The sequence below is a fragment of the Methylomonas rhizoryzae genome (assembly GCF_008632455.1).
Lineage (GTDB): Bacteria > Pseudomonadota > Gammaproteobacteria > Methylococcales > Methylomonadaceae > Methylomonas > Methylomonas rhizoryzae.
Genome location: NZ_CP043929.1, coordinates 1,572,716 through 1,585,284 on the forward strand (window position 1 = coordinate 1,572,716; position 12,569 = coordinate 1,585,284).

Annotated in this window: 12 protein-coding genes; 5 read left to right on the top strand and 7 right to left on the bottom strand. The window is 56.6% G+C overall.

Translation table 11 applies throughout. From position 1 onward, the window contains the following. The first annotated feature begins 57 nt into the window (after window positions 1–57). From glgB to F1E05_RS07280, 5 genes are read left to right on the top strand one after another with little or no spacing between them, the layout of a single operon-like run. On the top strand, window positions 58–2,247 hold the full coding sequence (gene glgB / locus F1E05_RS07260) for a 1,4-alpha-glucan branching protein GlgB (protein ID WP_150047662.1): 2,190 nt from the start codon (window positions 58–60) through the stop codon (window positions 2,245–2,247). Between the two features lie 4 nt (window positions 2,248–2,251). Continuing rightward, window positions 2,252–3,685, top strand: coding sequence for a glycogen synthase GlgA (gene glgA, locus F1E05_RS07265; RefSeq protein ID WP_150047663.1), 1,434 nt, complete (start codon window positions 2,252–2,254; stop codon window positions 3,683–3,685). Window positions 3,686–3,700: 15 nt separating this feature from the next. Beyond that, a complete protein-coding gene (locus tag F1E05_RS07270; protein ID WP_150047664.1) occupies window positions 3,701–4,525 on the top strand; it encodes a type II and III secretion system protein in 825 nt (274 codons plus the stop codon). A 31-nt stretch (window positions 4,526–4,556) separates the two neighbouring features. Next, entirely contained in the window at window positions 4,557–5,666 is a 1,110-nt protein-coding gene (locus F1E05_RS07275; protein ID WP_150047665.1) for an alkene reductase, read from the top strand. Between the two features lie 27 nt (window positions 5,667–5,693). Then, window positions 5,694–6,497 (top strand): spermine/spermidine synthase domain-containing protein, encoded by an 804-nt coding sequence (locus F1E05_RS07280; RefSeq protein WP_150047666.1) that lies wholly within the window; start codon window positions 5,694–5,696, stop codon window positions 6,495–6,497. Window positions 6,498–6,505: 8 nt separating this feature from the next. Here the strand turns inward: F1E05_RS07280 and F1E05_RS07285 are convergent, their stop codons facing one another. The 7 genes from F1E05_RS07285 to F1E05_RS07315 all read right to left on the bottom strand — a co-directional run bounded on the left by F1E05_RS07285 (window position 6,506) and on the right by F1E05_RS07315 (window position 12,568). Beyond that, the gene (locus F1E05_RS07285) at window positions 6,506–6,985 is read right to left on the bottom strand and encodes a GNAT family N-acetyltransferase (protein ID WP_232056808.1); all 480 of its coding nucleotides are present in this window, start codon (window positions 6,983–6,985) and stop codon (window positions 6,506–6,508) included. Beyond that, window positions 6,982–7,917: a response regulator gene (locus tag F1E05_RS07290; protein WP_150047667.1), complete on the bottom strand. Its 936-nt coding sequence runs from the start codon at window positions 7,915–7,917 to the stop codon at window positions 6,982–6,984. Before F1E05_RS07290 ends, F1E05_RS07285 begins: the two co-directional genes overlap by 4 nt. A 331-nt stretch (window positions 7,918–8,248) precedes the next feature. Further along, entirely contained in the window at window positions 8,249–9,172 is a 924-nt protein-coding gene (locus tag F1E05_RS07295; RefSeq protein WP_150047668.1) for a vWA domain-containing protein, read from the bottom strand. A 54-nt stretch (window positions 9,173–9,226) separates the two neighbouring features. Further along, entirely contained in the window at window positions 9,227–9,817 is a 591-nt protein-coding gene (locus tag F1E05_RS07300; protein ID WP_150047669.1) for an MxaK protein, read from the bottom strand. Next, on the bottom strand, window positions 9,814–10,827 hold the full coding sequence (locus F1E05_RS07305; protein WP_408631329.1) for a vWA domain-containing protein: 1,014 nt from the start codon (window positions 10,825–10,827) through the stop codon (window positions 9,814–9,816). The genes F1E05_RS07300 and F1E05_RS07305 overlap by 4 nt, the downstream gene beginning before the upstream one ends. Next, window positions 10,797–11,732: a nonribosomal peptide synthetase MxaA gene (locus F1E05_RS07310; RefSeq protein ID WP_150047671.1), complete on the bottom strand. Its 936-nt coding sequence runs from the start codon at window positions 11,730–11,732 to the stop codon at window positions 10,797–10,799. Before F1E05_RS07310 ends, F1E05_RS07305 begins: the two co-directional genes overlap by 31 nt. Next, window positions 11,729–12,568 (bottom strand): DUF58 domain-containing protein, encoded by an 840-nt coding sequence (locus tag F1E05_RS07315; protein ID WP_232056809.1) that lies wholly within the window; start codon window positions 12,566–12,568, stop codon window positions 11,729–11,731. The genes F1E05_RS07310 and F1E05_RS07315 overlap by 4 nt, the downstream gene beginning before the upstream one ends. Window position 12,569: the final 1 nt, after the last annotated feature.

Consider the following 12,569-nt stretch of genomic DNA (forward strand, 5'->3'; position numbering starts at 1 on the left):
GACATTACCGCTTCCTGTTTCTTAACAATTAAAAAATCACACCCGAGGCCCTGCAGAATGAACAAGGCAAGCACTAAACCCACGCTTGATGCCAACATCATTAGACTTATCGAAGCGAGGCACCACGATCCCTTTTCCATTCTCGGCAGACACAGCGTCGGCGATAAATCCATCATCAGAGCTTATTTACCATACGCCGAAACCGTGTGTATAGGCTCGTTCAAAGGCCCCGCCATGCGCCGCATCAGCGGTACGGATGTGTTCGAATACTATCCGAGTGCGAGCGATCAGATTCCGGATCACTATAGTTTATGCTGGAGCGACAAAGACGGTTTCGAACGGTCGCACGTCGACCCTTACAGCTTTTTGCCGGTATTGTCGGAATTCGACCGGCATTTGTTCGGACAAGGCAAACACTGGCACATCTACCAAAAGCTAGGTGCGCACCTGATGACGGTGGACGGCGTGGCGGGGGTGTATTTCGGGGTATGGGCGCCGAATGCCGAGCGGGTCAGTGTAATCGGCGATTTCAATCGCTGGGACGGCCGTTGTCATCCGATGCGCAATCTGGGCGGATGCGGGATTTGGGAATTGTTCGTGCCCGGCCTGGACGTCGGTTGCTTGTATAAATTCGAAATCCGCAACAACCATAGCGGGCAAATTTTGGTTAAAACCGATCCTTACGGTCAGCAATTCGAATTTCGGCCGCAAACCGCCGCACTCGTGGTGGCGGAAAACGCGTATCAATGGCAGGACGACGACTGGATGGAGCAGCGGCCTAAACACGACTGGCTGCACAAGCCGATGTCGGTTTACGAAGTGCACTTGGGTTCCTGGCAACGCGATTCGCGCGGCAACTTCATGAATTACCGCGAGCTGGCGGAAAAATTGGTCGAATACGTGGTGTACATGGGCTTCACCCATATCGAGCTGTTGCCGATTACCGAGCATCCGTTGGACATTTCCTGGGGGTATCAAACCACCGGCTATTTCGCCCCGACCAGCCGGTTCGGCACGCCGGACGATTTCCGTTACTTTGTCGATTATTGCCACCAAAACGGCATCGGCGTATTGCTGGATTGGGTGCCGGCGCACTTTCCGAAAGACAGTTTCGCCTTGGCCCGTTTCGACGGCACTCCGCTGTACGAACACGAAGATCCGCGTAAAGGCGAGCATCGCGATTGGGGCACGCTGATATACAACTACAGCCGCAACGAGGTGAAAAACTTTTTGCTGTCCAGCGCGTTTTTCTGGTTGGAGGAGTACCACATAGACGGATTGCGGGTGGACGCGGTGGCATCCATGTTGTACCTGGATTATTCTCGGGAAGCCGGCGACTGGATACCGAATATGTACGGCGGCAACGAAAATCTGGAGGCGATCGATTTTCTGCGCCACATGAACGCGGTTACCCATGAGCAACATCCCGGCACCGTGATCATGGCCGAGGAGTCCACCTCCTGGCCGCAAGTGACCCGGCCGACCTGGACCGGCGGCTTGGGCTTCTCCATGAAATGGAACATGGGCTGGATGCACGACATCCTGGAATATATGAAACAGGAGCCCGTCCACCGTTCTTACCACCACGATCAGCTGACCTTCGGTTTGCTCTACGCCTTTAGTGAAAACTTCATCTTGCCGTTTTCGCACGACGAGGTGGTGCACGGCAAGCAATCGATGCTGAACAAAATGCCGGGGGACGAATGGCAGCGCTTTGCCAATTTGCGCTTGTTGTACACGTTTATGTATGCCTATCCCGGCAAAAAATTGCTGTTCATGGGGTGCGAATTCGGTCAAGGTACCGAGTGGAGCGCCTCGCGGGTGCTCGATTGGTACGTGCTGGATTACGCCCACCACCGCGGTTTGCAGGCGCTGGTCAAAGATCTGAATACCCTGTACCGCGAACATACGGCGTTGCATCATTTCGATTTCGATCACCACGGTTTTGAATGGGTGGATTGCCACGATTATCAACAATCCATCATCAGCTTCCGGCGTAAATCCGCCGATGAGGAAATGATCGTCATCTTGAATTTTACCCCCGTACCACGCTATCACTATCGAATAGGCGTGCCGCGGCCGGGCGTGTATCGGGAGATTTTCAATTCGGATTCGGAATATTACGACGGCAGCAACGTCGGTAACGGCAGCGTCCATTCCGAACCGCAGCCCTGGATGAATTTGGACCATTCGATCAACGTCACCTTACCGCCCTTGGCCGCCATCGTTTTACAACATCAAGCATAAGGACATGAAAAAAATTCTATTCGCGAGCAGCGAAACCCATCCTTTGATCAAAACCGGCGGCTTGGCGGACGTGGCCGGTAGTTTGCCGCTGGCCTTAACCGGCCTGGGCCAGGACGTGCGGGTTATCATGCCGCATTACCAGGCGATAAAAAATTGCGAGCCGGGCCGCTACCTGTGCACGGTACGAGTCAATAATTGCGACGTCAATTTGCTGGAAACCCGTTTGCCGGATAGCGACGTGATCGTCTGGTTGGTGGATTATCCGCCGTTTTTCGGTGCGCCCGGCAACCCTTACACCGACGAAAACGGCAATCCGTGGCCTGACATCGGCGATCGCTTCGCGTTGTTTTGCCGCATCGTCGCGGAAGTCGCGATGGATAGGGCTTACCTGAACTGGAAGCCCGACGTGGTGCACTGCAACGACTGGCAAACCGGTCTGGTGCCGGCTTTGCTGTCTTTGGAACACTACCGGCCGGCAACGGTATTTACCATCCACAATATGGCTTATCAGGGCGTGTTTCCGGGCAGCGCCTTTGCCGCGCTGAATTTGCCGGGTCAGCTGTGGCATCCGGACGGTTTGGAATACCACGGCATGCTGTCGTTCATCAAAGGCGGCTTGAGCTATTCCGACAGGATTACCACGGTGAGTCCGACTTATGCCCAGGAAATCCAGACGCCGGAATTCGGGTACGGGCTGGAAGGATTGCTGGCCCATCGCCAGCATCAGTTGTCCGGCATCATTAACGGCATAGACACGGCGGTCTGGAATCCGGAAACCGACACGCAAATCGCGCAAACTTACAGCGTAAAGAACTTGACCGGCAAACTCAAGAATAAAACCGCTTTGCAGGAACGCTTGGGCTTACCGGTTTGGTCCGACTTGCCGCTATTCGGCTTGATAGGCCGCTTGGTCGAACAAAAAGGCATCGATTTGGTGCTGAGTTGTTTGAAAGAAATGACCAGCTTGCCGTTGCAGTTCGTGTTGTTGGGCAGCGGCGACAAAAGCATACAGGTGCGCTTGCAGGATTTTGCCCGTTTGTATCCGAATAAGGTCTCGGTGAACATCGGTTACGACGAAACCTTGGCTCACCAAATCGAAGCCGGCGCCGACGTGTTTTTAATGCCGTCGCGCTTCGAGCCGTGCGGCTTGAACCAGATGTACAGCCAGCGTTACGGCACCTTGCCCATCGTGCGCAAAACCGGCGGTTTGGCGGACACGGTCGTAGATACCTTGCCTACCACCCTGGCGGATAATACCGCCACGGGGTTTGCGTTTGCCGAGGCGACGCCCGGCGCGTTGATGGAAACCATCAAACGCAGTTTATTGCTGCATACCAATAAATCCTTGTGGCACAAGCTGCAACGCAACGCGATGACCCAGGATTTTTCGTGGGAAAACAGCGCCAACCACTACTTGGCGCTCTATCAAGGCATCTAGCCTATGGTTACTGCCATGACGCGCGCGGCTTGTTTTCCTAAATCCCGGATGGTCGGCAACCGGGTTGGCCGGCTGCGGGGTTTACTGCTGGCCGCGTCGCTGATGTGTTTTTGGTCGAGTGCGGATGCCAATCGGATGGAAGTCGTCCAACTGCAGCATCGGCCCGCCGGCGAAATTCAAGCCGGATTAGCCCCGCTGCTCGAACCGGGGGAAGCGGTCAATGCCGCCGGCGGCAAGCAATTGCTGATCAACGCCGGTCCGCAGCGGCTGCAGCAAATTCGCCGCATCGTCAAAAAGCTGGATATTCCGTTGCGTAATTTGCGCATTACCGTGCTGCACAATAGTGTAAGCAGCGCGGATGAGTTGAATGCGGCTGCCGGTAGCCCAGCTCGCGGCATGCGTGGCATGAACGCCGATACCCGCGACTTGGGTGGCCAGCGCAACGAGCAACGCTTGCAAGTGGCGGAAGGTCGGGCGGCGCGTATTCAAAGCGAGCAATGGCGTTCAGGCAACAAGGTATCCGCATATGCCGGCGTTTACGGGGTAGAGAGCGGAACCACGGCGCAGTCGGCCGGTGCGGGTTTTACCATAGTGCCTTACCTGCTGGCGGACGGCGACGTGCGTTTGGATCTGGCGCCTTGGTCGGCGCGCCTGTCGGCGAACGGTAGCGTCGATTTAAACGACATACAAACGTCGATTCGAACTAAACTGGGTCAGTGGATCGAATTAGCCGGCACCGGCGCCGATCGGCAAACTACTGCCACGGGTCCGGACGGATTCAATGACCGCAGCGGCAAGCAGCAGTGGCGCACGCTAGTCAAAGTCGATTTGCTCGATTGATCGCTCCGTTTCGCTCGAAAGGATTAAGCCGATGACCGATTTTGCCGATACCGATTTATTCCAGCCCGTCGCGATAGGCGCTTGGCAACTTAATAACCGCATCGTCATGGCACCGCTGACCCGCTGCCGCATCAGCCACGACGGTATCCCCGGTCCGTTACAAGCCGAGTATTACGCGCAAAGGGCCGGCGCCGGCCTAATTATCAGTGAGGCGACCAATATTTCGCCGCAAGCTAGAGGTTACGCTTACACCCCCGGCATTTATACCGCGGCGCAAATCGAGGGCTGGAAGCTGGTTACCCAAGCGGTGCACGCCGCAGGCGGAACCATCGTCTGTCAATTGTGGCACGTGGGACGTTTTTCGCATGCGTCCTTACAGCCCGGCGGCGCCCTGCCGGTGGCGCCTTCAGCGATAGCCGCCGACGGCGAAACGTTTACCGAACAGGGCATGCAGCGGGTTTCCACGCCGCGTGCGTTGGAAACCGCCGAAATCGCCGGCATAGTCGAACAGTATCAACACGCGGCCTTATGCGCTAGGCAAGCCGGCTTCGACGGCGTGGAAATTCATAGTGCCAATTGCTATTTGCTGGAGCAATTTATTCGCGATTCCACCAACTTGCGCACCGACCGCTATGGCGGCAGTATTGAAAATCGTATCCGGTTGGTGTTGGAAGTGGTGGATGCGGTCGCTGCCGTTTGGGGCAGCAGCCGAGTCGGCATCCGTTTGTCGCCCGTCACCCCGGCGGCCGGCAATACGCCACTGGATAGCAACGTGATGGCCACCTACGGTTATTTGGTCGGCCAGCTCAACGCTTACGGTCTGGCCTATCTGCATTGCGTGGAAGGTTCTACCCGGCTGTCCAGAGAGGTGCCGGCCGGTATCAATCTGGCGCAGATCAGAGCCTTGTTTCAAGGGCCGTATATGGCCAATAATTTATACACCCGTGAACTGGCCTTGGCAGCCCGACGCGAGCAACGTGCCGATTTGATTTGCTTCGGCAGACCATTTATCGCCAATCCGGATTTGGTGGAGCGGCTTAAGGCTGATTGGCCGCTGGCCGAAGCCGATAAAGCGGTTTGGTACGGAGGCTGGTCGGCGGGGTATACCGATTGGCCGGCGTACGCTGCAACCGCCGGCTGATGCGCAGTCGCTAAACGGAATTTCCCTATGTACAAATACGACGGCTTGGTGGTGCACCAAAGCTTCGATGAAGAAGGCGTGATCGAAGTGGTCGAAAAAAGCGGCGAACGCGCGCTGCATTTCGGTTCTTCGGCCCGGCAAAGCAGTATGCTGATCAGCGCGCCGGATCGGTTGCACTCGTTGTATGCCAGAGCGATGATGGCGCTGCTGCTGTTCCAGGAGCAGCCGCGCGACGTTCTAATGATAGGTTTGGGCGGCGGTACCATCGCCAAATTCATGTTGCGTCAGTTTGCCGATTGCCGCCTGTTCGTCGTCGAGTTTCGTAGTAGCGTGTTAAAGGTGGCGCGTAGCCATTTCGGTTTGCCGTTCGATCCGCGCTTGAAAATCAAAATCGGTTGCGGCGCCCAACATGTATCGCAGCAAAGCCGCGAGTACGATTCGTTATACGATTTGGTGATGATCGATGCCTACGACCACGACGGCATGGCACCGGAAGTCAGCAGCGAACTATTCTTCGACAATTGTCGAACGCTATTGAAAAGCCACGGCATGTTGGCTATCAATCTTTGGGGGACTCAACAGGACTTGTTCAAGCAAGTCAGTTGGAATTTGGGCCGGGTGTTCGACTGGCGCCAGGTGTTTCTGCCGGTGCGCAACCGCGGCAATATCATAGCGTTTGCTTTCGGCCGGGATTTCCCCAAACCGACTTATAAAACCTTGGCGGATAGGGCTATGCGCTTGGAACAGCGCTATCAACTGGAGTTTCCGGCCTATTTGCTGGATATCAAGCGCAATAATCCGAGAAGTATCGGCAGAATCGTCAATAAATGAGCGGGAAGTTAGTCGTCGAGCAACAAGCGCATCGCTAACATCTTGGATGGGGCAAAACCGTGTTTACGATAAAAATCTTGTGCCGTTTGGTTGTCGGCGTCGGTTAACAAGGTGATGCGCTTGCAACCCGTTGTCCGGGCCGTGGCGATTGCCGCCTCGATCAGGCGCGAACCTACGCCGCAGCCGCGCAATTCCGGTAACACCACAACGTCTTCCAATAGTGCAACCCGTGCCCCTAAGGCGGTGGACACGGTAAACAATAAATTGACCATGCCGACGATACGGCCTTGTTGTTTTGCCACCAATAAGGTCCCCAGTTCCGGATGCTGTAATATCGTTTGCAAACCCCGCTGTTGGCGGGAAACATCGGCGGCGAATTCCGTTTCCTGTGCGAACAAGAGTCCCAGCAAGCGGCATAACTCCGCTATATCGGCTGCGGCGGCGGTTTCAATGTCAATATCCGCCCGGCTGTGGTCGGCTGCCGTCATGCCGGGGGGTAGGGTTCGGCGGAGGCCAGGCTGATTTCCGCCGCTACACAGTTGCCGCAGCCTAAATAGTCCAAACGGCTGAACGCCAGACTGCGGGCCATGGCGATGCCGCGGCCGTGGTTGTCCATGATGCGTTCCATGCTCATTTCTAGAAACGGCTGCCAATCGAAGCCCTGACCTTGGTCTTGAATGGTAAAGCGCAAACAGCGATCGGCGCGGCTGAAATGGATGCTGGCTACTTTTTCTTTATATTCCGGCAAATCAAGCCGGCGCTCGATTTCGTCCGGCAAGGCCGAGTGGGCGAGAAAATGCGTCTTTTCGTCGTAAGTAAGTCCCAGATTGCCGTGTTCTACCGCATTCAGCATCAGTTCTACCAAACCTAAGTGAGCCAGTTGCCGGGAGGGGCACAAGCGCGACAGCCAATCGGCGATGTAGCGGGCTTCTTGAGGGGTGCGAAAACTGAATTGCGCTTGAGTCAGATGGGTTAAGGTATGCCAGTTTTGTTCCGATTCGCGCATATGCAGACGCTCGGAGCGGTCGCGTACCGCGGTGGCAACGACTGCGCGGATTACTTCCGGCTTGAACGGTTTGGCAAGATAGTAAAACGCCCCTTCGTACAGGCCTTCGGCTATTTGCTCGGCAGACGAGGCGGAGGTTTGCAGAATCACCGGTAATAGCTTCAAACGGTCGTGGCGCTTGATGCGGCGGAGTAAATCCAGGCCGTCCATGCCCTGCATAAATCTGTCCAGCAAAACCGCGTCGAATTTGTCGGGATTATCGACGAGTGTATCCCATGCTTCTTCCGCACTTTGTGCGGATTCCAACAGACAACCGCTGCCTTCCAAAAATTCGGATATGGCAAATTGGTTGAAGGGTTCGTCGTCGACGACCAACAACACCGGATTTCTTTCTGCGATAGGCGAATGCTTCATCGGCCCGGACCAAGCTTAAGTCATACTGATAAAAGCCGTACGCCGGTTAGGCGTACGAAATAAACGCCGAATTCTATCAGGCTAATTTCAACCTGTAAGTTGGCATAGCCGGATGCAGCGCTAAATACCAAATCTTTATCTGTTGCTGGAGAACATACAGGTGTTGCAGCTTAAGAAAACGCTCGGCTCTCGATTAAAGGATAACTTGCTTGCAGAATATAATCAACGTTAGTAATGTTGTTGATTTTTTGGGGATAAAGCGTGTTTTTTACTTATACTTACCGGTTTGGATAAGCCTCTATGCTTAGAGAATAAACTAGCCAGCTCGCTTTCAAGCCACAGCTATTAACAACATGATGAGCGCGGTCAGCGCGTACCATGGACGGATGTCGCGAGCCTGAGACGTGTCAATCGCTAAGTCGGCGGACTCGACGAGTTGCAACAAATCGCTGTCGGACGATAGACGCCGATAGCTTAGCCCGGTTTCGCCGGCCAATTGCTGTAAATACGCTTCTTGCAGCGCGCTGAGATGTTCGCTACCGCTGGCGGCGTGTTTGCCGAACGGTGCGTTTCTAGCGTCGTAACCTTCTATTTGTTCCGGGTTGAGGTCGGAGATACCGAAACTGGAACGGTGCGGTACCTCGTCCGGACCGTAATGGCCTATGCGCCGGCCGGTTTCGTCGAATTTAGGGATGGGTACGGCCTGTAACCCGCCGCTACCTAGAATCAAGCCGGTGACTTTGCCTTTAAGTGGGGAAAAATCGCTGCGATAGCGCGAGTTGACAGGCGGAGCCTCCTGCCCGTCGCTGACGAATACCAGTTTGGCGTTTTTCCCCTGCATCAATTGCAGTGCGCTCGACAAGCCGCCGGCGATACGGCTGTCGGCCGCCCAAGCCATGCGCCAATCCAAGGCCTTGATGCTTTGCTCGAGTTCCGAATAAGCCGAGCAGACTTCGACCGGTTCAAACAACAGGGTGGAACGCCGCTCGGTAAACACGCCCAAACCGATTTCCGAACCGCACGGCAAGCGGAGTATCAATTCGCTCAAACGGTGTTTGACGAAGGCCAGACGGCTGACCGGCTGGCCGGCCAGCGTGTAATCCTCCGCATTCATGCTGCGGGTAATGTCGATCACGAAGGTCAGGCGGTAAATCGGCCCTTCTTGTTGCCGGGTCGGAAAGGCGAACAGCGTCGCCATTGCCAGCAGCGCCAACAGCAGCGTAGTGAAACGATAATCGAATAGCAGCTTGAGCATGCGGATGGCGGGCCTGATAGTGCGAAACAGTGGGCAAAGATAGAGCTTGGATTTTCAGGGCAAGCCGCGCGGAAAGCCCGGCAGACTGGTCCACAATTCGGAAGGGCGGGCAGCATCGTCGTCCGTTGCGGGACTGATTCGATCTAATTCCGGCAATAGCCGCATCGCCGTTTCCAAGTTGAATTTCGCGTCCCAGAAGCCGTCGTCCGCTGTCAATGCTTGCCGGTATGCCTGCTTGGCCAACGTTAATAGCGGTACGGCTTGATTGAGGCGGCCGGTCTCGATTTCGGCCAGTGCCTGCGAAAGGTAGAGATTGCCCAAGTTATAACGGATGCGCGCTTGCAGACGGTTGCCGTTTCCTACCTCCGCGCCGAGGTCGACGATGCGGCTCAACACCGCCAAGGTTTGGTCGTAACGGCGCTTGCCGTACAAATAATTCGCATAAGCCAGTTGCAGTTCGACGGCGGCGTAGCGGTCCGGTTCGGTGTCCGGCGTTTCGGCGCTTTGCCCGGTACCGGCGGCCGTCCAATCGGCAATGGCTTGATTGACGGTTCGGATGCGGTAAAGGTTTGCGGCTTGGACGGCCGCCAGAAACAAGCAAGCCGCTAAAGCCGCCCACAGCAAGGTATGCCGTATGCTTCTCATGCCGTTCTTACCTCCAGTAATTTGATGCCTAACAACAAGCCGATCAACCCTGCCGCCCAGGCGTAACACCGGCCGGTCAAATCGCGTCTGGGGACGGTGTCCCGATAATGCAGCGGTAAGCGTTCCAGCCGGTCGATGTCGGCGATGGCGCGTTGCATGGCGCCGGGATCTTCCGCTTCGTAAGCTTGATAGGGAATGTTCAGACTGCTGAAAAAGCGGTGCAGGTAACGCTCCGGCATGGCTTGGGCGTTGTCGTCGCGCGGGTCTTCCGGTTCCGAGAACAGGCCGGGACTGTTGGCGGTGCGCAAAAACAACCAATACAAACCTACTTGCTGCTGCTGGAATTGCACGCGCAAAGCGGCTTCGGTCTCCGGCGCAATCACCGCCGCTCCGTCCGATACCAACAACACGATGCGGGCGCCGCTGACCGGTTGCTGGCGAAAATAGCCGAGCGCCAAGGCCAAGCCCTTGCCGATGTTGGTATAAGCCAGGGCCGGGCCGGAACTGGCGGCTATCGCCGCGCGTATCGCCGCGCGGTTTTCGGTCAACGGCATGACGAATAAGGGAGAGGTGCTGTATTCGGCCAGTCCGATCAAGTCTTGCTCGCGCCGCGCTACGAATTCGCTCAACAGGCGACGCGCGGCGGCGGCTTTGGATTCCTCGCCGCCGCTCGGAGCGCCGCCGGCGAAGCTGTTGTCCATGCTGTTGCTGCGGTCCAGCAACAACACGATATGCGCACCGTGGCCTATGCGTTCCACCCGTTGCTGTTCGAGGTGCATGCCTGCCAGCCCCAGGATCAATGCCGCCAGCGCCGCAGCTCCCAATAGCCGTATCAGTAGCGTCAAGGCTTGCGACCAGGGATCGGGCGGCAATATATCCAGCCACGGGTAGACGTTCGCTTGCATGCCGCTGCGTAGCAGGGGTATCAGACTGAGCAGCAGTCCGGCTAAAATCCATGGGGTGTCGAATGCCGGCGCGTTCATAGTCGCCCGCATTCGATTTGTCGGCATAGGCGGCCGAGTTCCTGCAATTTGCGCCAGTCCTCCGCGCTGACTTGGCTTTGGCCGCCGAACAATACCCGGTCGGACAATTCGAAGAACCAAACGATGGATGGCGCCGCACGGCGGTACGCCGGTTGTGCCTGGTAAAACCCCTCCAAACCGTGGGCGAATAGCGGCTTGCCGTACAAGCTGTTAAAGGCGCGGTGCAGCAACGCCAGGCCGCGTTGCGGATCGGCGATAGGCACCTTGGCCAATTCACGTTGCAAGCGTTTGAAGATTCGCCGTTTAGGCCAGACCGGAAATATCCCATATCGGTAAGCCAGATAGGCGGCGAGTGCGAATGCGCCGGTTAGGCTGGCGGAGAGCAGCTTTAGCGGGCCGGCCGCGGACAATGGTTCGGCTGCGGCATTCGGGCGGCGATAAGGCAGGCCGTCGGCGTCTTTACGTACCGCCAGTTCCTGTAACGGCGCCAAGCTGAACGGCCAAGCCGGCACGCTGTGTTCCAGCGTTTTACCGGCTTGATTGAATTGCAATTGAAATCCCGGAATATTCAGCATTTTTACTTCGTTGGCGGCGTAGAACACTTGATAAGTCAAATCGATCACGGTATGGCCCGTGTCCTCTTGGTGCGCGATAGTGGCCCGGCTGAGATGCAGCCAACGGTTCAAATCGCCGGGCGCAGGCACGCTGGCCGGGTTCAGCGTGGTGTCTTTGCGGGTTTGAAATTCGATGCGGTGGTGAATGACGTCGCCTATCAGATATCCGTATGGACGTGGCGTTTGAAAAGCGAATTCATCGATTGCCGGTGGCAGGGACGACGAGCAGCCGGCCAGCAAAGCGGCCCCTAGCAAGGCCGCGCCGGTACGAGATTGTAGTAGTCCGGTCCGGTTGGTCATGGCGTTGCACAGTGTCATAACGCGTGTTGCAGGAAATAGCGATTAATGGGGGCGGACCGGTAACGGCCTTCCAGGAACAAGGGTTCGCGGCCGAAGTCTCGCAAGCGTCGGCCCAGCGCCACGCGGCGCCGTTGGTAAGCCTGTTCGATGCGTTGTTTCAATTCGGGACGCAAAAACACGCTGCGGTCGCGGCCGGTTTCCGCGTCTTTCAGACGAGCCAAGCCCCAGTTCGGCAGGGTGGCGTATTCGCTTGGATCCCAACACACTACGGGTACCAGTGCGTGCCCGGCTAGCGGTGGTATCAAAGCGTTTAGTTCGGTCAACGAAAAATGAAAGTCCGACAGCAAAAAAATCAGGCTGCGCCGCTTGGGCAGCAAAGGCGCGACGCTGCGCAAGCTCCGGGCGTCGCCGCCAACCCGATAGCGACGTAACTGTTCCGCTAATTTGCGTAAGGTGTGCGGCAGATTGCAGGCAGGTACCAGCCAATCCGGCGTCGCTGACGGGCCACAACCGATAAAGCCGAAACGGTCGCCGTATTCGTAAGTGGATTGCGCCGCGGCCGCCACGAAATCGCCGACTAACGTCAGCTTGTTGCCCATGGAAGCCGACAAATCGGCAATGACGTAAACCGTCAACTGGCTGGGTTGTTGGTAAACCCGTACCCGGTAGCCGCCGAACGGGTCCAGCAGGCTGGCGCGCAGATCGATGCGGCGCGGGTCTGGGTTGGCTATCAGCGGTTCATGGCGCTTGAATAACTGGCCGGCGCCCAGCATTTGTCCGGGATGGGCGCCCGGAAATACACCAGGTAGCGCATGCGTCAAGCGGTATTGGAAACCGGCGATTTCGTTAGTCACA

Coding starts and splice junctions, on each gene's coding strand:
- F1E05_RS07295 (WP_150047668.1), bottom strand. CDS start 9,172: ATGCTCAAGCTGCTATTCGATTATCGTTTCACTACGCTGCTGTTGGCG.
- F1E05_RS07305 (WP_408631329.1), bottom strand. CDS start 10,827: ATGCCGACAAATCGAATGCGGGCGACTATGAACGCGCCGGCATTCGAC.
- F1E05_RS07300 (WP_150047669.1), bottom strand. CDS start 9,817: ATGAGAAGCATACGGCATACCTTGCTGTGGGCGGCTTTAGCGGCTTGC.
- glgA (WP_150047663.1), top strand. CDS start 2,252: ATGAAAAAAATTCTATTCGCGAGCAGCGAAACCCATCCTTTGATCAAA.
- glgB (WP_150047662.1), top strand. CDS start 58: ATGAACAAGGCAAGCACTAAACCCACGCTTGATGCCAACATCATTAGA.
- F1E05_RS07270 (WP_150047664.1), top strand. CDS start 3,701: ATGACGCGCGCGGCTTGTTTTCCTAAATCCCGGATGGTCGGCAACCGG.
- F1E05_RS07290 (WP_150047667.1), bottom strand. CDS start 7,917: ATGAAGCATTCGCCTATCGCAGAAAGAAATCCGGTGTTGTTGGTCGTC.
- F1E05_RS07310 (WP_150047671.1), bottom strand. CDS start 11,732: ATGACACTGTGCAACGCCATGACCAACCGGACCGGACTACTACAATCT.
- F1E05_RS07280 (WP_150047666.1), top strand. CDS start 5,694: ATGTACAAATACGACGGCTTGGTGGTGCACCAAAGCTTCGATGAAGAA.
- F1E05_RS07275 (WP_150047665.1), top strand. CDS start 4,557: ATGACCGATTTTGCCGATACCGATTTATTCCAGCCCGTCGCGATAGGC.
- F1E05_RS07285 (WP_232056808.1), bottom strand. CDS start 6,985: ATGACGGCAGCCGACCACAGCCGGGCGGATATTGACATTGAAACCGCC.